At 59.6% G+C, this 19,395-nt stretch carries 15 protein-coding genes and 2 tRNA genes; 5 read left to right on the top strand and 12 right to left on the bottom strand.

Going from position 1 to position 19,395, the window contains the following annotated elements; all coding sequences use genetic code 11:
* Positions 1 to 5: 5 nt before the first annotated feature.
* Positions 6 to 833, top strand: coding sequence for a phosphonoacetaldehyde hydrolase (phnX, locus tag J2Y83_RS16965; RefSeq protein WP_253396891.1), 828 nt, complete (start codon positions 6 to 8; stop codon positions 831 to 833).
* 114 nt (positions 834 to 947) lie between these two features.
* Positions 948 to 1,493, top strand: coding sequence for a cytochrome b (locus J2Y83_RS16970; protein ID WP_253396893.1), 546 nt, complete (start codon positions 948 to 950; stop codon positions 1,491 to 1,493).
* Here J2Y83_RS16970 and J2Y83_RS16975 read toward each other — a convergent pair.
* Entirely contained in the window at positions 1,490 to 2,380 is an 891-nt protein-coding gene (locus tag J2Y83_RS16975) for a 1-aminocyclopropane-1-carboxylate deaminase/D-cysteine desulfhydrase (protein ID WP_253396895.1), read from the bottom strand. The two genes, J2Y83_RS16970 and J2Y83_RS16975, sit on opposite strands and share 4 nt — an antisense overlap.
* 59 nt (positions 2,381 to 2,439) lie before the next feature.
* Entirely contained in the window at positions 2,440 to 4,479 is a 2,040-nt protein-coding gene (locus J2Y83_RS16980) for an NADPH-dependent 2,4-dienoyl-CoA reductase (RefSeq protein WP_253396897.1), read from the bottom strand.
* A gap of 212 nt (positions 4,480 to 4,691) precedes the next feature.
* Between J2Y83_RS16980 and J2Y83_RS16985 the strand changes: the two genes are divergently transcribed.
* A complete protein-coding gene (locus J2Y83_RS16985) occupies positions 4,692 to 5,822 on the top strand; it encodes a carbon-nitrogen hydrolase family protein (RefSeq protein ID WP_253396899.1) in 1,131 nt (376 codons plus the stop codon).
* 4 nt (positions 5,823 to 5,826) lie between these two features.
* Positions 5,827 to 6,861: an AraC family transcriptional regulator gene (locus J2Y83_RS16990; RefSeq protein ID WP_253396901.1), complete on the top strand. Its 1,035-nt coding sequence runs from the start codon at positions 5,827 to 5,829 to the stop codon at positions 6,859 to 6,861.
* 275 nt (positions 6,862 to 7,136) lie between these two features.
* Here J2Y83_RS16990 and J2Y83_RS16995 read toward each other — a convergent pair whose 3' ends face one another.
* Entirely contained in the window at positions 7,137 to 7,907 is a 771-nt protein-coding gene (locus tag J2Y83_RS16995) for a DUF2242 domain-containing protein (protein ID WP_253396903.1), read from the bottom strand.
* An 89-nt stretch (positions 7,908 to 7,996) separates the two neighbouring features.
* Complete coding sequence (locus tag J2Y83_RS17000) at positions 7,997 to 8,896, bottom strand: LysR family transcriptional regulator (protein ID WP_253396906.1); 900 nt, start codon at positions 8,894 to 8,896, stop codon at positions 7,997 to 7,999.
* Between the two features lie 120 nt (positions 8,897 to 9,016).
* Here J2Y83_RS17000 and J2Y83_RS17005 point away from each other — a divergent pair, with 120 nt between their 5' ends.
* Complete coding sequence (locus J2Y83_RS17005) at positions 9,017 to 10,183, top strand: MFS transporter (RefSeq protein WP_253396908.1); 1,167 nt, start codon at positions 9,017 to 9,019, stop codon at positions 10,181 to 10,183.
* A gap of 48 nt (positions 10,184 to 10,231) precedes the next feature.
* Here the strand turns inward: J2Y83_RS17005 and J2Y83_RS17010 are convergent, their stop codons facing one another.
* The 8 genes from J2Y83_RS17010 to J2Y83_RS17045 all read right to left on the bottom strand — a co-directional run bounded on the left by J2Y83_RS17010 (position 10,232) and on the right by J2Y83_RS17045 (position 19,390).
* On the bottom strand, positions 10,232 to 12,106 hold the full coding sequence (locus J2Y83_RS17010; RefSeq protein WP_253396910.1) for a SurA N-terminal domain-containing protein: 1,875 nt from the start codon (positions 12,104 to 12,106) through the stop codon (positions 10,232 to 10,234).
* Positions 12,107 to 12,339: 233 nt separating this feature from the next.
* Complete coding sequence (locus tag J2Y83_RS17015) at positions 12,340 to 12,612, bottom strand: HU family DNA-binding protein (RefSeq protein ID WP_003174819.1); 273 nt, start codon at positions 12,610 to 12,612, stop codon at positions 12,340 to 12,342.
* 148 nt (positions 12,613 to 12,760) lie between these two features.
* On the bottom strand, positions 12,761 to 15,157 hold the full coding sequence (lon, locus tag J2Y83_RS17020; RefSeq protein WP_253396912.1) for an endopeptidase La: 2,397 nt from the start codon (positions 15,155 to 15,157) through the stop codon (positions 12,761 to 12,763).
* Positions 15,158 to 15,318: 161 nt separating this feature from the next.
* Positions 15,319 to 16,602, bottom strand: a complete 1,284-nt coding sequence (clpX, locus tag J2Y83_RS17025) for an ATP-dependent Clp protease ATP-binding subunit ClpX (RefSeq protein WP_017848146.1) — start codon at positions 16,600 to 16,602, stop codon at positions 15,319 to 15,321.
* A gap of 112 nt (positions 16,603 to 16,714) precedes the next feature.
* The gene (clpP, locus tag J2Y83_RS17030; protein ID WP_048725112.1) at positions 16,715 to 17,350 is read right to left on the bottom strand and encodes an ATP-dependent Clp endopeptidase proteolytic subunit ClpP; all 636 of its coding nucleotides are present in this window, start codon (positions 17,348 to 17,350) and stop codon (positions 16,715 to 16,717) included.
* Positions 17,351 to 17,441: 91 nt separating this feature from the next.
* Positions 17,442 to 18,752 carry a trigger factor gene (tig, locus tag J2Y83_RS17035; RefSeq protein WP_253396914.1) on the bottom strand — a complete coding sequence of 437 codons (1,311 nt, stop codon included), beginning with the start codon at positions 18,750 to 18,752 and terminating at the stop codon, positions 17,442 to 17,444.
* 400 nt (positions 18,753 to 19,152) lie between these two features.
* Positions 19,153 to 19,228, bottom strand: a tRNA-His gene (locus J2Y83_RS17040).
* A gap of 77 nt (positions 19,229 to 19,305) precedes the next feature.
* A tRNA-Leu gene (locus tag J2Y83_RS17045) sits at positions 19,306 to 19,390 on the bottom strand.
* Positions 19,391 to 19,395 lie beyond the last annotated feature (5 nt).

The raw sequence follows: 19,395 nt of genomic DNA on the forward strand, positions 1-19,395 counted from the left end.
GAACCATGAACTATCAACACCCCGACACCCTGCAGGCCGTCATCCTCGACTGGGCCGGCACCGTGGTCGACTTCGGCTCGTTCGCCCCGACGCAGATCTTTGTCGAAGCCTTCGCCGAGTTCGATGTGCACGTCTCCATCGAAGAAGCCCGTGGCCCGATGGGCATGGGCAAATGGGAGCATATCCGCACCCTGTGCAACCAGCCGCAGGTTGCCGAGCGTTACCGCAAAACGTTCGGCCGCACGCCAACCGATGACGACGTAACCGCCATCTACCAGCGCTTCATGCCGCTGCAGATCGAAAAAATCGCCGAGCACTCGGCCCTGATCCCCGGCGCCCTCGACTGCATCGCTGCGCTGCGTGCGCAAGGGCTCAAGATCGGCTCCTGTTCCGGCTATCCCAAGCAAGTGATGGACAAGGTCGTCGCGCTGGCCGCCACCAACGGCTACGTCGCCGACCACGTGGTCGCCACCGACGACGTGCCCAATGGCCGCCCATGGCCGGCGCAGGCGCTGGCCAACGTGATCGCCCTGGGGATTGACGATGTAGCGGCGTGCGTCAAGGTCGACGACACCGTGCCGGGCATTCTCGAAGGCCGTCGCGCCGGGATGTGGACCGTGGCCCTGACCTGCTCCGGCAACGCCCTGGGCCTGACCTACGCGCAGTTCCGTGCCCTGGACAGCACCGCCCTGGCCCGCGAGCGCACGCGTATCGAAGCCATGTTCGAAGGTTCGCAGCCGCACTACCTGATCGACACCATCACCGACCTGCCAGCGGTGATCGCCGACATCAACCGGCGCCTGGCGCGTGGTGAAATGCCGCAAAGCCACTGATCAAGGTCAACTCAACGGCATTCACGTCGGGCAAACCCCGCAAAACAGGCTTAAAGTAAAAGAACTTCGTCGCCAAAGAACGGAGATTTGCCCTGATGAGAGAGGAACCAAGCAATGCCGTGGAAAAATTCCGAGTCACGTTACAGCACTATGTCGATTGCGTTGCACTGGTTGATGCTTGTGCTGCTGGCGGTGGTTTACGCCTGTATTGAGTTTCGCGGGATCTTCCCCAAAGGCAGTGGCGGGCGCACGTTGATCGTGGAAATGCACTTCATGCTCGGCCTGACCGTGTTTGTGCTGGTCTGGCTGCGCCTGTTTGCGCGCTCGCTGGGGGTGGCGCCGAAGATTGTACCGGCACCGCCACAATGGCAGAGCCTACTGGCGACCCTGATGCACTTTGCGCTGTATGCGTTCATGATCGGCATGCCGATTGCCGGCTGGCTGATCGTCAGTGCCCAAGGGCACTCCGTGATGTTCTACGGAATCGAGTTACCGCCCTTGATCGGCGAAAACAAGGACTTGTCCAAGCAGATCAAAGAGTGGCATGAACTGGGCGGCTCCATCGGTTATTGGTTGATTGGCCTGCATGCCGCGGCCGGTCTGTACCACCACTACTTCATGCGTGATAACACCGTGTTGCGCATGATCCCCAAACGCTAGGCAGCCAACCCTCGGCGGCCTTGCAAGCCGCCGGTGTGAACGAAGATCAGACGCGTGCCCGCAGGGAAGCGTCCGGCTGCGACCTGTTGCTTCAACGCCAGCAGTGCTTTGCCGGTGTAGAGCGGCTCCAGCGGTAAGCCGCAAGCCTGTTGCGTGGTCTCGATAAAGTCGAGCAATAACCGGTCGACCTTGGCGAAGCCGCCCCGACTGGCGTCCAACAACTCATACCCGCCCTGCACAATGGCGCGCACGTTCTGTGCTACGCCGTGGTCGTCCGGCACCGCCATTGCGCCGTACACCGGATGCGCCCCCGCCTCGGCCAGTGCCAGCCCGGCCAGGGTCGTGCCGGTGCCTGCCGCCAGCCACCATGCGTCGTAATCGTCCCACCCCACGTTGCTCAACTGCGCGCGCGCCTGCTCGACCAATACGCCGCAACCCAACGCGCCGGCGATACCCCCGCCGCCTTCGGGCACTGGATAAAGATGGGGATATTGCTCGCGCCACGGCAGCCAGAAACCTGGCTCATGCCGCGCACGGTAGCCGCCATAACCCAGCCAATCCAGCTGCATGCCGAAGGCCTTGAGGTCGAGGACGGTGGGCGTGTCTTGGGGATGGCCGCGCAACAGGCCGACGGTGGGAAAATCAAAACGTTTGCCGGCCGCCGCCAGCGCATGCAGATGGTTGGAGTATGCCCCTCCAAGGCTGATGATCCCGCCAGCACCGGCCTGTTGCGCCTGGGCCAGATGCTCGGTGAGCTTGAACCACTTGTTGCCGCTGATCAGCGGGTCAATGCGGTCCAGGCGCAGCACGGCCAACTCAACCCCGTTCAGCCAATCCAGCGGCAGCGGTTCCAGGGGCGCATGGGGCAGCCAATCGAAAGGGCCCATCGGGGCAAGTCCGCATGAAAAAAAGGGACGGTAGTCTAACACCGCCCCTTCCGGGCATTTTACAACTCAGCCGCCAGGCGCGAGCCCTGGTTGATGGCGCGCTTGGCGTCCAGTTCGGCCGCTACATCGGCGCCACCGATCAGGTGGACGTTCTGGCCCGCCGCGACCAGGCCGTCCTGCAATTCGCGCAACGGGTCCTGGCCAGCGCAGATCACAATGTTGTCCACCGCCAACAGCTGCGGCTCGCCCTCGGCGCCGATGCGGATATGCAGGCCCTCATCGTCGATTTTCAGGTACTCGACGCTGTTGAGCATCTGCACCTGCTTGTTCTTCAAACCGGTGCGGTGAATCCAACCGGTGGTCTTGCCCAACCCATCGCCGACCTTGGAGGCCTTGCGCTGCAACAGGAACACCTCGCGCGCCGGCGGGTGAGGTTGAGGCTTGATCCCGGCGACACCGCCACGCGCTTGCAACTGCGTGTCGATGCCCCACTCTTTCCAGAACGCGTCGCGGTCCAGGCTGGTGGACACACCCTGATGCACGAGGAACTCCGACACGTCGAAGCCGATACCACCGGCACCGATCACCGCGACGCGCTTGCCCACCGGTTTGCGCTCGAGAATCACGTCGAGGTAGCTCAGCACCTTGGGGTTATCGATGCCCGGAATCGCCGGCGTGCGCGGTGCGATACCGGTGGCCAGGATGATCTCGTCGTACCCGCCCGCCGTCAGTTGCGCGACGTCGACACGGGTGTTGAGACACAGCTCCACATGGGTGGTCTGCAACTTGCGATTGAAGTAACGCAGGGTTTCGAAAAACTCTTCCTTGCCCGGCACGCGCTTGGCGATGTTGAACTGGCCGCCGATCTCGCTGGCCGAATCGAACAATGTCACCTGATGGCCACGCTCGGCCGCCACCGTGGCCGCGGCCAGGCCCGCAGGACCGGCGCCGACCACGGCGATTTTCTTGATCTGCTTGACCGGCAAGTAGTTGAGTTCGGTCTCGTAGCACGCGCGCGGGTTGACCAGGCAGGTGGTCAACTTGCCGGCGAAGGTGTGGTCCAGGCAGGCCTGGTTACAGCCGATGCAGGTGTTGATTTCATCGGCACGGCCGGCGGCGGCCTTGTTGACGAACTCTGGGTCGGCGAGGAACGGCCGCGCCATCGAGACCATGTCGGCATCGCCTGCGGCGAGGATCTGCTCGGCAATCTCCGGGGTGTTGATGCGGTTGGTGGTGATCAGTGGGATCTGCACCGCGCCACGCAATTTGGCGGTGACTTTACTGAACGCGCCACGCGGCACCTTGGTGGCGATGGTCGGAATGCGCGCTTCGTGCCAGCCGATCCCGGTGTTGATAATGCTCGCACCAGCCTGCTCGATGGCCTTGGCCAGTTGCACGATTTCTTCCCAGCTGCTTCCGCCTTCCACCAGGTCGAGCATCGACAGGCGGAAGATGATGATGAAATTCGGGCCGACGGCTTCGCGCACCCGGCGCACGATTTCTACCGCCAGGCGCATGCGGTTTTCGTAGCTGCCGCCCCAACGATCGGTACGGTGGTTGGTGTGGGCGGCGAGGAACTGGTTAATGAAGTAGCCTTCGGAGCCCATGATTTCGACGCCGTCGTATTCGGCGGACTGGGCCAGCAGCGAGCAGGTGACGAAATCCTGGATCTGCTTCTCGATGCCCGCTTCGTCCAGCTCCTTGGGCTTGAACGGGTTGATCGGCGCCTGGATCGCGCTCGGCGCCACCTGCTTGGGGCTGTAGGCATAACGACCGGCATGGAGGATCTGCATGCAGATCTTGCCGCCGGCGGCGTGTACGGCGCGGGTCACGATCTTGTGCTTCTGCGCCTCTTCGTCGGTGGTCAGCTTGGCCGCGCCGGAATACACCCCACCTTCATCGTTCGGGCCAATGCCGCCGGTGACCATCAGGCCCACGCCACCACGGGCGCGCTCGGCAAAATAGGCCGCCATGCGTTCGAAACCGCCCGGTTTTTCTTCCAGGCCCGTGTGCATCGAGCCCATCAGGGTACGGTTGCGCAAGGTGGTAAAACCCAGGTCCAACGGGGTCAGCAGGTGGGGGTACGCAGCAGCGGTCATGGTCAAGCTCCACAACGGATCATCACGGGACGTGGCACGCTCTAACGGCTTGCCATCGGTTTATGTCCCACAGACTATAGAGGCGATCGGCCAGGGCTCAATGACTGAAACTGACAAGTTATTGATCCAAATGCACAGCCCCCCTTGGCAAGCAGACCCACGGGCCCTACCCTAGTCGCGAACCCTGCACTTGGTCCGTTGTCTGTTCCCCCATGCGTAAACTTCTAGCTTTTACCGTCACCATGGCGTTGGTTGCCGCCGTCGCCGCCTATCTGGTCTGGACCCAGGAGCGCCCCGTGGCGCATTACCTGTCCGACCTGCGCATCACCCTGGCCGTCAACGAGGGCCAGCCTGCCGATCGCGGCAACCTGCTGGGCATCCAGCCGGAACTGTTCCCCGGCGATTACCAGAGCCTGGAACGCTTGCACCTGAAACTCGCGGCCTACCTGCAAACGGCCCGAGACCAGGGGCTGCTCAATGAAAAAACCATCGTAGTGCTACCGGAACACATCGGCACCTGGCTGATGCTCAGCGGCGAAAAAAACGAGCTGTATCAGGCGCCCCATCTGAAAGATGCGATGAACTGGCTGTCGATCAGCAATCCGGTGCAATTCATGCGCGCCTGGATCAACGCCACTGGCGACAACCGCATGGACGACGCTTACTTGCGCATGAAAGCCCCAGCGATGGCGCGGGACTACCAGGTGCTGTTCGGCGGCCTGGCCAAGGAGTTTGGCGTGACCCTGGTGGCCGGCTCCATCGCGCTGCCCAACCCCAGCGTGAGCCAGGGGCAACTGCAGGTCGGGCATGGCGCGCTGTACAACGCCAGCCTGGTGTTTGCGGCCGACGGCCTGCCCCTGGGCCAGCCGCAGCGTCAGCTCTACCCGATCTACGACGAGCGCGGTTTCATTGCGCCAGGCGATGAAAACACCGTCAGCGTGGTCGACACCCCGGCCGGACGCCTGGGCATCCTGATCGGCAGCGACAGCTGGTACCCGGACAACTATCGCAAGCTCAATGAGCAAGGCGCCCAGTTGATCGCCGTCCCCGCGTTTGTCATCGGGCGTGACACGTGGGACCGCCCATGGCGCGGCTTCAAGAGCGTGTCGACGCCCACGGAAATCAGCCTCAAACCCGAAGAGCTCAGCGAAGGCGAAGCCTGGCGGCGCCTGACCTTGATCAGCCAGCAACCCATCAGCCAGGCCACCGCGGGCATGAGTGTGTTTTTGCGCGGGCAGTTCTGGGACCTGGGCAGCGCCGGCCGAAGCTTTCTCAGCAGCAACGGTCAAGTGTTCGCCGACGGCGACGCCCGTGGTGCGCGCTTGCTGAATCTCTGGCTGTAACGCCGTGAAGCCGGTACGCCTGGGGGATATGTCGGTGGGCTTCGTACACACCCTGGCCGACGCAATCACCCACCACGGCCTGGACCCGCAACCGCTGTTGCTGCAATACGGCCTGGACCCGGCGCGGCTCGCCGAAGCCGGCGCACGCTTGTCGATCCCGCGATATATGCGCCTGGGGCACGCCGCCATCCAACTGACCGGCGACCCGGGCCTTGGCCTGCGCATGGGCCAATTGAGCCGCTTGAACCAGGCCGGCCTGGCGGGCGTCACGGCCGCCCAGGCGCCCAACGTGCGCGAAGCGGCCCGCACCCTCACGCGCTTTGAAGCGCTGTATGGCTCCAACTATCGCGGGCAATCGAGCTTTCATGAAGACGCCGAAGGCGCCTGGCTGCGTTTCTATTCCATCAGCCCCTACAACGCCTATAACCGCTTTGTGGTCGACTCGATCATCGCCGGCTGGCTGCACCAACTGTCGAGTCTGGCCCAGCAACCGGTGCAGGCGCAGCGCATCGAGATCGAATTCGAGGCACCGGACTACAGTGAACAATACCGCGCGTTGGGCGACAGCCCGGTCCACTTCGGCGCCGACGCCAATCAACTGCGCCTGAGCCAACCAACCCTGGCGCTGCGCAACCCGCAGCATTGCCCGAGCACCTGGCACCTGCTGTTACAGCTATGTGAAAGAGAGTTGGAGCAGTTGACCCGCACCCGCAGCCTGCGCGAGCGCATTACCCGTTTGCTCGGGCCGATGCTCAATGGTGGCCGGGAACCCGACCTGGAAGAAGTGGCGGCGCGCTTGAAGCTGCCGACCTGGACCCTGCGCCGCAAACTGGCCGAAGAAGGCACTCAGTTCCGGGCGATCCTCAACGATACCCGCCGCGACCTGGCCATGACCTACATTCGCGATACGGAACTGGCATTCGGCGAGATCGCCTACTTGCTCGGCTTTGCCTCGGCTCAAGCCTTTCAACGAGCGTTCAGGCGGTGGAACAACCAGACCCCAGGGGAATTTCGCCGCAGTCAGCGGCATTCCGCCTGAAGCCGGTTTTACAGCTCGGTGGCATCGTCGGCGGGGTCCAAAGGGTCCCATTCAAAGGCCTGGTACTCGAGCAGTTCTTCCTGATAATCGTCCATATTAAGCTCCTTTAGGGTGAAAGCGGCTGCAGGTTGATGACCTGCAAGACCAGCCTAAAGTGCCGTCATGACGAAAAAATGTCAGCGCCATGACGTTCCTGCACTACAGGATTAAACGTAGCAGCGCTGCAAGAATTTATCAGGTGCCAATCAGCCCCGCCCCGTCGAAGGCCGTCGGTGTCACTGGGACGGCGTCGGCAGGGGCGGAATAGCCTCCGTCGGCGGCGGCAGCGTGGGTGCAGCAGGCTCTTGTTGCGGAGCAATCGGTGCGGGCTCGGTCGGAGGTGCGACCGGCTCGGAAACAACCGGTGCGGCGAGCTCCTGCTTCGGTGCTTCGACTTTTTCGGCGGCCGGCGCGGCTTTAGGCTCAGGCACGCCCAACTCCGCCTTAGGCTGCTCGGGAATATGTTCGGCCTTCTTCACCTCTTGGGGCAGGAACACATCCACCAGTGAGAAGTAACGCTCATAGAACTTCGGTGCCGAGACAGTCTCACTCGCCACCTTCACCATCGAGTCGTCGGTGGAGCCGATCGGCATCGATACCGAGCCCAGCACACCCACACCCAGGCTTGCGGAGTTGTTGACCTTCTTCAGCGCATAGCGATCCTGCAGGGCGTTGGCAAATATCGTCGAATGATTTTTACCTTTGCCATCGTCCGCGCACACCACGTTGAAGCTGATCTGCATGTGAGTCTCGCCGGTCTGCTGGAAGCTCTTGTTGCCCACCACCAGCTTCGGATCGCTGCTGGTGATGATGTAACCCTGGCTCAGCAGCGCGCGGCGCGCGGCCTCGCACGCGGCGATGTCACTGACCGGGTAATCACGGGAGAACGTACCGGAGTCGTCGAAATTCTCGTGCTCGTAAATAGCGGTCTTGGGTGACGAGCAGCCCGTGGCGCCCGCCAACACCAGCGCCAAGCCGAGGCTACGCAAGTGAAATGATGTCGACATTGAAAATCCTGAGGAAAACGATCTGGGCGGTATTGTGCAACAGAACGAGGCCTTGGCGCGCGCATTCCTGTCGGTAAAACGTCACAAGCCTACACAGCGGTGCCTGCAGGAAAAAGCCCGGCGCACATATGGTCAATAAACACGCGTAACTTGGCTGATGCATGGCGACTTGATGGCCACAATATCCAGAAACTGCCACGGTGTTCGAGATGATCGTCCAGCACCCGTAGCAAACGCCCCTGCCCCACGGCCTCGTTGACCATGTAGTCCGGCAGACAGGCGATACCCAATCCCTCGTGTACCACATGGTTGAGGGACTCGATGGTGGTACTGACCAGCGGTGTACGCAAGGTCGGCTCGGCGGCGCCCGGCACCTGACGCAACGGCCAGTTTTCCAGCTTGCCGGTGGCGCAGAATTTGTGCCGCAGGCACGCGTGATCGTTGAGATCCTGCGGTTGCTGCGGGGTGCCGTATTGCGCGAAGTAGCCCGGCGTGCCGACAAGCACCAACTGGTAGTAGCCCAGATGACGCGCCATCAAGCGCGAATCTTCCGGCTTGCCCGTGCGAATCACCGCATCGAAACCTTCCTCGATCACGTCCACCATACGGTCGGAAAAATCCACATCCAACTCGATATCCGGGTAGGCGCGCATAAAGTCACTGAGTACCGGCATCAACAAACCGCGCACCTGCGGCAGACTGATGCGCAACTTGCCCCGGGGCGCGGCGCTGGCGTCCGTCAACTCCTGCTCGGCCGCTTCGACCTCGGCCAGAATGCGCCGCGAACGCTCAAGAAACAGCGAGCCTTCGCTGGTCAGGGTGATGCTGCGCGTGCTGCGGTGAAACAGCCTTACACCCAGGCGCTCTTCCATGCGCGCGATACTTTTGCCCACGGCCGAAGACGATACCCCCAGCACACGGCCAGCAGCGGTAAAGCTGCGCGTCTCCGCCACCTGCACAAAGACCGACAGGCTGCTCAAGCTGTCCATGATGACACCCCGACTGATTACGGACACCTACGTCCGATAAGTTCGGAACCTTAGCCTGTTTTTCCGCGCACCACAGCCCCTTACTCTGCCGCCTTGCCCCTTTCACATGGATAGAGCGTTATGAGCGACAACCCGTCACTGACCCATTGCCCGGCGAACGCCCAGCCTGACGCGCTGCCGCTCGGTGGCTTGCTGGCCCTGGCTTGCGCAGGGTTTATTACCATCCTCACCGAAGCCATGCCCGCAGGGCTCCTGCCGCAGATGGGCGCAGGCCTGGGCGTGTCACCCGCCCTGGTTGGCCAACTGGTCACCCTCTACGCGCTTGGATCGCTGCTTGCAGCCATCCCATTGACGCTACTGACGCGTGGTTGGCGCCGCCGACCGCTACTGCTGGTGGCCATTGGTGGCTTTGCCCTGGTCAACAGCGTGACTGCCGTATCCAGTCACTATGGGCTGACACTGGTAGCGCGCTTTTTCGCCGGGGTATTCGCCGGGTTGCTCTGGGCCCTGTTGGCGGGTTATGCCAGTCGCATGGTCGCCCCTCACCTGCAAGGCAGGGCGATTGCCATCGCAATGCTTGGCGCGCCGCTGGCCCTGTCCCTGGGCGTGCCGGCCGGCACACTGCTGGGCACTCTCGTTGGCTGGCGCTTGAGCTTTGCGATCATGACCGGACTGACGCTGGTGCTACTACTCTGGGCGCGCTGGCAACTGCCGGACTTTGCCGGCCAAGCGGCACAACAGCGCCTGGGCCTGCGCCAGGTGATGACGTTGCGTGGCATTCGCCCGGTGCTTTGGGTGACCTTTACCTACGTGCTGGCCCACAACATTCTCTACACCTACATCGCCCCACTGCTGGAGCCCGCCGGAATCGAGGCAGATATCGACCGGGTACTGCTGGTGTTTGGCCTCGCGGCGTTGTTGAGCATCTGGCTGGTGGGCCTGCTGATCGATCGATGGTTGCGCCCGCTGGTACTGCTCAGTTGCGTGCTGTTTGGCCTGTCGGCGCTGGCGCTGGCGTTCTGGATCGACTCGCCGGCGGTCATCTACACCGCCGTAGCGGTTTGGGGCCTGGCATTCGGTGGCCTGCCGGCCTTGCTACAAACCGCTCTGGCCAAGTCCGCTGGCGAGTCGGCGGACGCTGCGCAATCGATGCTGGTGACCGTGTGGAACCTGGGCATTGCCGGTGGCGGGTTAGCGGGGGGGTTGCTGCTGCAGAGTTGGGGCGTGTTCGCGTTTCCCTTGGCGGTAGTTGCTTTAATGCTGCTGGCCCTTAGCAAACGCCCATGAAAAAGCCCCCGGTCTTTTCAGGCCGGGGGCTTTTTATTCAAACCGAGATCAGTACTTCTTGATCTCAGCCTTGGTTTCCAACTGCTTGCGGTACGCCGCGAAGTCCTGCTGACCTACACGGGAAGCGAGGAAACGGCGGTATTGCGCCTTCTCGTCGTCCGATGGCGCCGCCGCTTCGTTGACGTTGTTCAAGCGCACGATCACCAGGCTGCCATCCGTGAGAGTCACGGTGGTGAAGGTCGGTTTGTCCTTGGCCGCAGGCTTGGGCATGCGGAACAGGGCTTGCAGTACGACCGGGTCGATCGCTTCCTGGCTACGGGTAGCCGCTGCGGTGACTTTCCAGGCCTGACCATCAATGGGCTGGTTCAGCGGGGTTTTGCCATCACGCAGGCTGGCGATCAACTCATCAGCGTGAGTCTTGGCAGCCGCGCTGGCGCGTTCCTTGGTCATCTGTGTGCGGATCGCCGCTGCCACGCTTTCCAGCGGCAGTTGCGCAGGCTTCAGGTGTTCTTTGGCCCGCAGCACGATGATGGTTTCCGGGTCGAGCTCGATGGCGGTGCTGTTGGCACCCTCATCCAACACTTCCGGACTGAACGCGGCAGTGACCACGGCACGGTTGGCTGTAACACCCTCCCCGCCTTCGCGACCAAACGGCGCAGAGGTGTGAACGGTCAGCTTGAGGTCGGACGCTGGCTGAGCCAGGTCGGAGGCTTCAAATGCCGCATCTTCCAATTGCTTGGTCGCTTCGACAAAACGCTGTTCAACCTGTTGATTCTTGAGCTCGTGAGTCAGCTTGCCTTTCAGGCTGGCGAACGATGGCACTTCTGGCGCTTCAACGCCCAAGAGCTTGATCAGGTGCCAACCGAAGGTGCTGCGCACGGGTGCCGAGACCTGATCCTTATTCAAGGCGTACAGGGCTGCTTCGAAGTCCGGATCGTAAACGCCAGGACCGGCAAAGCCGAGGTCACCGCCATTGCTGGCCGAACCCGGATCCTGGGAGAACTCCTTGGCCAGGGCTTCAAACTGCTCACCCTTGGCCAGGCGCGCCTGGATTTCTTCGATCTTGGCCTTGGCTTGCGCCTCGGTGACCTTGTCGTTGACTTCGATCAGGATGTGCGCGGCACGACGCTGCTCAGCGAGGTTGGCGGTTTCTTTCTCATACGCCGCCTGCAGTTCATCGTCCTTGACGGTGACCTGGTCGAAGAAAGACGACTTCTTCAACTCCAGATAGTCGATGACCACCTGGTCCGGGGTCATGAACTCTTTGGCGTGCTGGTCGTAGTAAGCCTTGACCTCGTCGTCGGTGAGTTTCACCGCCGCAGGGTTGGCCTTGATATTGACGGTGGCGAAATCGCGGGTCTGTTTTTCCAGACGAGCGAATGCCAGCACCTGTGCGTCAGTCACGAATGCGCTGGCGCCGATGCCGTTACGAATCTGCTGGATCAGCATTTCCTGGGTCATCATCTGACGGAACTGCAGACGGCTGTAGCCCAGTTGACGGATCACCTGATCAAAACGCTCGGCGTTGAACTTACCGTCCACCTGGAATTGCGGCGTCTGCAGGATCACCTGATCCAGCGCAGCTTCAGAGAAGCTAAACTTGGAATCGGCGGCGCCCTGCAGCTCCAGCTTGCGATCAACCAGCCCCTTGAGGGCGGCGTCGCGCAGCAGCTTTTCGTCGAGCAAGGAAGCATCGAAATCCTTGCCGAACCGTTGCATCAACTCGCGACGTTGCATGTCGACGGCCTGGCTCAGTTCGGTCTGGCTGATTGCTTCACCATTGACCTTGGCCACGTCCTGCTTGGTGTTGGTCGAAGCCTGAAAAATAGCCTCGATACCGGTGAACGCCATCAATGCGACGATGATCCCGATAATGGTCTTGGCAATCCAGCCTTGTGAATTGTCCCTGATATTTTGCAGCATGCGTCCCCCAGAAACGGTTGAACTTCAAAAATTGGCAACCGTGGAGCGTGGGTAGAGTCCGGATAGAAGAAAGGCGCATCCGAGGATGCGCCTTCTCTCGTAACTGGCGGAGCGGACGGGGGTTAGAACCCACACCCCCGGCGTGGTGACCCGATGGATACGTGGGTCAGCTGCCGCTCCGCTGCCAGGCCAGACCTGCGTCGGACCCGGGTAGGTAAAGGCTTGATCGAGGCTTAGTTAACGGCTTCTTTCAGGGCTTTACCGGCTTTGAAACCTGGTTTCTTGGCAGCAGCGATTTGCAGTGCTTTGCCAGTCTGTGGGTTACGGCCAGTGCGAGCTGGACGGTCAGTCACAGAGAAAGTACCGAAGCCTACCAGTACCACCGAGTCGCCGGCCTTAAGAGCGCCAGTGACGGATTCGATCACTGCGTCCAGCGCACGGCCAGCAGCAGCTTTCGGGATATCAGCGGATGCGGCGATAGCATCAATCAGTTCCGACTTGTTCACTCTAAGTCCCCTTATATATCTATTGAGTATGATTCTAAGTTTTTTGGTGAAAGCAAAAACCAGTGCTGAATGGACTACAGACACTTAAGAGCCGCTTTATAACAAGGGCTCTAAAAAGCTGTCAAGGAAGCCCCCAGGCTTTAACGCATTAATGCGTGCTAATTCTTTCCTTGGAATCAGACTCGCGCTTTTCGTCCTTAGCGACTATCTCCGGAGCCACATCCGGCAAGGGCTCCGGCGCGTATTGCAGCGCAATTTGCAGGACCTCGTCAATCCATTTAACTGGTTTAATCTGAAGATCTTGCTTGATATTGTCAGGAATTTCCTTCAAGTCGCGGACATTCTCTTCAGGAATGATCACGGTCTTGATTCCACCCCGGTGTGCGGCGAGCAATTTCTCTTTCAGACCACCGATGGCCAATACCTGCCCACGCAGGGTGATTTCCCCGGTCATGGCCACATCGGCGCGCACCGGAATGCCGGTCAGGGCCGAAACCAGGGCCGTACACATACCTACGCCAGCGCTAGGGCCGTCTTTCGGGGTCGCCCCTTCCGGCATGTGGATATGGGTGTCGTGCTTCTCGTGGAAGTCCAGGGGAATCCCCAGGCTCCGGGCGCGGCTGCGCACCACGGTCTGCGCGGCAGTGATGGATTCGACCATCACGTCACCCAGGGAACCGGTCTTGATCAATTGGCCTTTGCCTGGGATCACCGCAGCTTCGATGGTCAGCAATTCACCGCCCACCTGGGTCCACGCCAGGCCAGTCACCTGCCCTACCTGATCCTGCTGCTCAGCCAAGCCGTAACTGAATTTACGCACGCCGAGGTAGTGCTCCAGCACATCGGCCGTGACCTTCACCGAGAAGCGTTTTTCCAGTGCATGTTCCTTGACCGCCTTGCGGCAAATCTTCGCGATCTGGCGCTCAAGCCCCCGTACACCGGCCTCGCGGGTGTAGTAACGCACCATGTCGCGGATCGACTCGACCGCGAATTCAATCTCGCCTTTCTTCAGGCCATTGGCCGAAATCTGCTTGGGCGCGAGGTATTTGACGGCGATGTTGATCTTCTCGTCTTCGGTGTAACCCGGCAGACGAATCACCTCCATCCGGTCCAGCAACGCTGGCGGAATGTTCATGGAGTTGGAGGTACACAGGAACATCACGTCGGACAGGTCGTAGTCGACTTCCAGGTAATGGTCGTTGAAATTGTGGTTCTGCTCGGGATCAAGCACTTCGAGCAAGGCCGATGCCGGATCGCCACGCATGTCACTGCCCATTTTGTCGATTTCATCGAGCAGGAACAGCGGGTTGCGCACACCCACCTTTGTCATCTTTTGAATCAATCTTCCTGGCATCGAACCGATGTATGTCCGGCGATGACCCCGAATTTCCGCTTCATCACGCACGCCGCCGAGAGCCATGCGCACGAATTTACGGTTGGTGGCATTGGCAATCGACTCGGCCAGGGAGGTTTTACCCACACCAGGCGGACCGACCAGGCATAACACCGGGCCACGAATTTTCTTCACGCGCTTTTGCACCGCGAGGTATTCGAGAATGCGTTCTTTGACTTCTTCGAGGCCATAGTGGTCGGCGTCGAGGATATCTTCGGCGCGAGCCAGGTCCAGGCGGACCTTGGTCTGAGCCTTCCACGGCACCTGCACCAGCCAATCGATGTAGGAACGAACCACAGTGGCTTCGGCCGACATCGGCGACATTTGCTTGAGCTTGTTCAGCTCTGCATTGGCTTTGGTCAGGGCGTCTTTCGGCAGGCCGGCGGCATCGATGCGCTTTTTCAGCTCTTCGATTTCGTTGTGGCCTTCCTCGCTGTCGCCGAGTTCTTTCTGAATGGCCTTCATCTGCTCATTCAGGTAGTACTCGCGCTGGCTGCGCTCCATTTGTTTCTTCACGCGACCACGGATGCGTTTTTCAACCTGCAGCAGGTCGATTTCGGCATCGAGCAGCGCCAGGACGTGTTCGACACGGGCCGGCAGGTCGATGATTTCGAGGATGTCTTGCTTCTGCTCGATTTTCAGCGCCATGTGCGCGGCCATGGTGTCGACCAGGCGACTAGGCTCATCAATGCTGTTGAGGGAAGACAGGACTTCAGCCGGGACTTTCTTGCCCAACTGCACATACTGCTCGAACTGCGAGAGCAGGCTGCGTACAAATACTTCGGACTCGCGCTCCGGGGCCTCGACTTCGTCGATCAGCACCACTTCGGCCCGCAGGTGGCCGTCCACCTCCATGAAACGCTCGACCGCACCACGCTGCTCACCTTCCACCAGCACCTTGACGGTGCCATCGGGCAGCTTGAGCAGTTGCAGGACAGTCGCAACGGTACCGACGCGATACAGGGCATCTTCGCCTGGATCATCATCAGCAGGGTTTCTCTGGGCCAACAGCAGGATCTGCTTGTCGCCCGTCATCGCAGCCTCGAGGGCTTCGATAGACTTCTCGCGCCCCACGAACAGCGGGATAACCATGTGCGGATAGACGACGACATCACGCAACGGCAGGAGAGGCAATTCGATGGTTGTCTTCATGATTTCGCCTCTATGACAGTTGAAAAGTAAGCATGAAACCAAGATGGGGGCTGCTAGCAAAAAAAACAAGCTCAATGCCAGCAGTTAAACGCAGGAAAAACACACCCTTAAAACAAAAGGGGCCCCTAAAGGCCCCTTGTTGTTATGCAGCTGCAGGACGCTTACGCGTCTGGCGCAGCCTTGGCAGCCGGCTCACTGTTTTCGTAGATATACAGTGGCTTGGACTTACCTTCGATAACGCTTTCGTCGATCACCACTTTACTCACCTCGGACTGCGAGGGAATTTCGTACATGGTGTCGAGCAATACGCCTTCGAGAATCGAACGCAGGCCACGCGCACCGGTCTTGCGCTCCAGTGCCCGCTTGGCCACTGATTTGAGTGCATCGGTACGGAACTCGAGGTCTACGCCTTCCATTTCGAACAGCTTGGCATATTGCTTGGTCAGGGCGTTTTTCGGCTCGGTGAGGATCTGAATCAGAGCAGCCTCATCCAACTCGTCCAATGTCGCCAGGACCGGCAGACGACCAACGAATTCAGGGATCAGACCAAACTTGACCAAATCGTCAGGTTCAACTTCACGCAGGGACTCGCCCACCTTCTTGCCTTCTTCCTTGCTGCGCACTTCTGCACTGAAACCGATGCCGCCGCGGGTGGAGCGGTTTTGAATAACCTTTTCCAGACCGGAGAATGCACCGCCGCAGATGAACAGGATATTGCGCGTATCAACCTGAAGGAATTCCTGCTGCGGGTGCTTGCGGCCACCTTGTGGCGGTACGGAAGCAACCGTGCCTTCGATCAGTTTCAGCAAGGCTTGCTGCACGCCTTCACCGGAAACATCCCGAGTGATCGACGGGTTGTCGGACTTGCGCGAAATCTTGTCGATTTCGTCGATGTAGACAATACCCATCTGGGCTTTCTCTACGTCGTAGTCGCACTTCTGCAGCAACTTCTGAATGATGTTCTCGACGTCTTCACCCACGTAGCCAGCCTCGGTGAGGGTGGTAGCGTCGGCGATGGTGAACGGAACGTTCAGCAGGCGAGCAAGGGTTTCTGCAAGCAGGGTTTTACCCGAGCCTGTAGGACCGATCAGCAAGATGTTGCTCTTGCCGAGCTCGACTTCGTCGTTTTTCTTGTCACGCTGGTTCAAGCGCTTGTAGTGGTTGTACACCGCTACGGCCAGAACCTTTTTTGCACGCTCTTGACCAATCACGTACTGATCAAGGATGCCGCTGATTTCTTTAGGCGAAGGCAATTTATGCGCACTGCTCTCGGCCTGGGCTTCCTGCACCTCCTCACGGATGATGTCATTGCACAGGTCGACGCACTCGTCGCAGATAAAGACCGAGGGGCCGGCAATCAATTTGCGCACTTCATGCTGGCTTTTGCCACAGAAGGAGCAATAGAGCAGCTTGCCGTTGTCCTCGCCGTTGCGGGTGTCAGTCATTCGTTCGATCCAAATCCGATAGGCTTGCAACACAAGATGAAGGCTTATGCGGGCTTTTTCAAGCCCGCAGGTGATCGGACTTGCCGACCAGCCCTATTTTGAGCTGCTTATATTAAGCGGGGCGCTTTTCAATCACTGCGTCGATCAACCCGTAATCACGCGCGGCTTCAGCGCTCATGAAATTGTCACGGTTGGTATCACGCTCGATTTCTTCCAAGGTGTGCCCGCTGTGCTTGGCCATCAGCGTGTTAAGACGCTCACGAATAAAGAGGATTTCCTTGGCATGGATTTCGATGTCCGATGCCTGCCCCTGGAAACCGCCCAGTGGCTGGTGAATCATCACGCGCGAGTTCGGCAGGCAGTAACGCTTGCCTTCGGCACCCGCGGTCAGCAGGAAAGCGCCCATGCTGCAGGCTTGGCCGATGCAGGTGGTCGACACGTTTGGCTTGATGAACTGCATGGTGTCGTAAATCGACATACCTGCAGTCACCGAACCGCCTGGCGAGTTAATGTAAAGATGGATGTCCTTGTCCGGGTTTTCCGCTTCAAGGAACAGCAGTTGCGCACAAATCAGGTTGGCCATGTAGTCCTCTACCGGGCCCACCAGAAAGATCACTCGCTCCTTGAGCAGGCGCGAGTAGATGTCGTAGGCGCGTTCGCCACGAGCGGACTGCTCGACAACCATCGGGACCAGGCCGCCTGCGGCCTGGATATCAGAGTTCTGCTGAATATAGGAATTACGGAACATGCTCTGCAGTTACTCCCAAATAGTCATGTCTTGAAAACGCATAAGCCAGCGCGAGGCTGGCTTATGGTTGTATTTCGAACGAGTTGGACAATCAGTCGGCTTGTGCTGCTTCCGCCGGCTTGACTGCTTCTTCGTAAGAGACCGCTTTATCGGTCACCTTAGCCTTCTGCAGAACAGTATCCACAACTTGTTCTTCCAGCACAACCGAACGTACTTCGTTCAGCTGCTGGTCGTTCTTGTAGTACCAAGCCACAACCTGCTCAGGCTCCTGGTAGGCCGAAGCCATTTCCTGGATCATTTCACGAACGCGGTCTTCGTCAGGCTTGAGGTCGAACTGCTTGACCACTTCAGCCACGATCAGGCCCAGCACGACGCGGCGCTTGGCTTGCTCTTCGAACAGCTCGGCCGGCAGTTGGTCAGGCTTGATGTTGCCACCAAACTGCTGAACAGCTTGTACGCGCAGGCGATCCACTTCGTTGGACAGCAGAGCCTTAGGCACTTCGATCGGGTTGGCGATCAGCAGACCGTCCATGACCTGGTTCTTGACCTTGGACTTGACGGCCTGACGCAGCTCACGCTCCATGTTCTTGCGAACTTCGGTGCGGAAGCCGTCGATGCCGGTTTCCTTGATGCCAAATTGAGCGAAGAACTCTTCGTTCAGCTCTGGCAGCTTAGGCTCGGAAACGCTGTTGACCGTCACGGTGAACTCGGCGGCTTTGCCGGCCAGGTCCAGGTTCTGGTAGTCAGCCGGGAAAGTCAGGTTCAGAACGCGCTCTTCGCCAGCTTTTGCACCAACCAGGCCGTCTTCAAAACCCGGGATCATGCGGTTGGAGCCCAGCACCAACTGAGTGCCCTTGGCGGAGCCGCCAGCGAATGCTTCGCCGTCAACCTTGCCCACGAAATCGATGTTCAGTTGGTCTTCGTTCTGGGCAGCACGCTCGGCCACTTCGAAACGGGTGTTCTGCTTGCGCAGGACTTCCAGCATGTTGTCCAGGTCGGCATCAGCCACTTCAGCGCTCAGGCGCTCGATCGCAATACCTTCGAAACCGGCAACTTCGAACTCTGGGAACACTTCGAATACAGCAACGTACTCCAGGTCCTTGCCCGCTTCCAGGGACTTAGGCTCGATCGACGGCGAGCCGGCCGGGTTCAGCTTTTGCTCAACAACCGCTTCGTAGAAAGAAGCCTGGATCACATCGCCTACCGCTTCCTGACGCGCATCAGCACCAAAACGGCGCTTGATTTCGCTCATTGGCACTTTGCCTGGACGGAAGCCAGCGATCTTGGCCTTTTGGGCAGTCTGCTGCAGACGCTTGTTGACCGCAGTCTCGATGCGCTCTGCCGGCACGGTGATGCTCAGGCGGCGCTCGAGAGCAGTAGTATTTTCAACAGAAACTTGCATGGATATTCCTCGTTGCACAGACGTTAGCCGGCCGTTTCCGACCCCAGAATCAAGGGCATGCATTCTAGTGGGTCAAACTCAAGAAGTCACCCTACTGGAAACGGGTAAAAAAACAGCAGGCAATTTATCGGTACGAAGACACTGTTGCGCCTCGCCCCGGTGACAAATACAACCAATCACGCCAGGGCTCTGCGCCGACCCTTCTATATATAGAAGAAGTCGCCAATCATCTCCCTGACGGCCAGCCCCGCGAACAGAACCGGCGGGCAGCGCGGCATCATCGAGACACATAAATACGACGAAACGCCCTGCCTTGCGACCCAGAACCTGCGGCCGCGGAATACTCGAACCGCTAAAACAAAAAAGGCGCCAGACTGTTAGATCTGGCGCCTTTCGAATATGGGGTGGACGAAGGGGATCGAACCCTCGACAACGGGAGTCACAATCCCGTGCTCTACCAACTGAGCTACGCCCACCATATTGCGTTAACAAAGAAACCAAACCACTTCTTTGTCGAACCTCACCCCGCCTTTCGGCCGGGCAAAGTTTTAATTGGTGCGGATGAAGAGACTCGAACTCTTACGCCTTGCGGCGCTGGAACCTAAATCCAGTGTGTCTACCAATTCCACCACATCCGCGCTTG

It is taken from the genome of Pseudomonas marginalis (assembly GCF_024169655.1).
In the GTDB taxonomy this organism is placed as follows: Bacteria; Pseudomonadota; Gammaproteobacteria; order Pseudomonadales; family Pseudomonadaceae; genus Aquipseudomonas; species Aquipseudomonas paraveronii.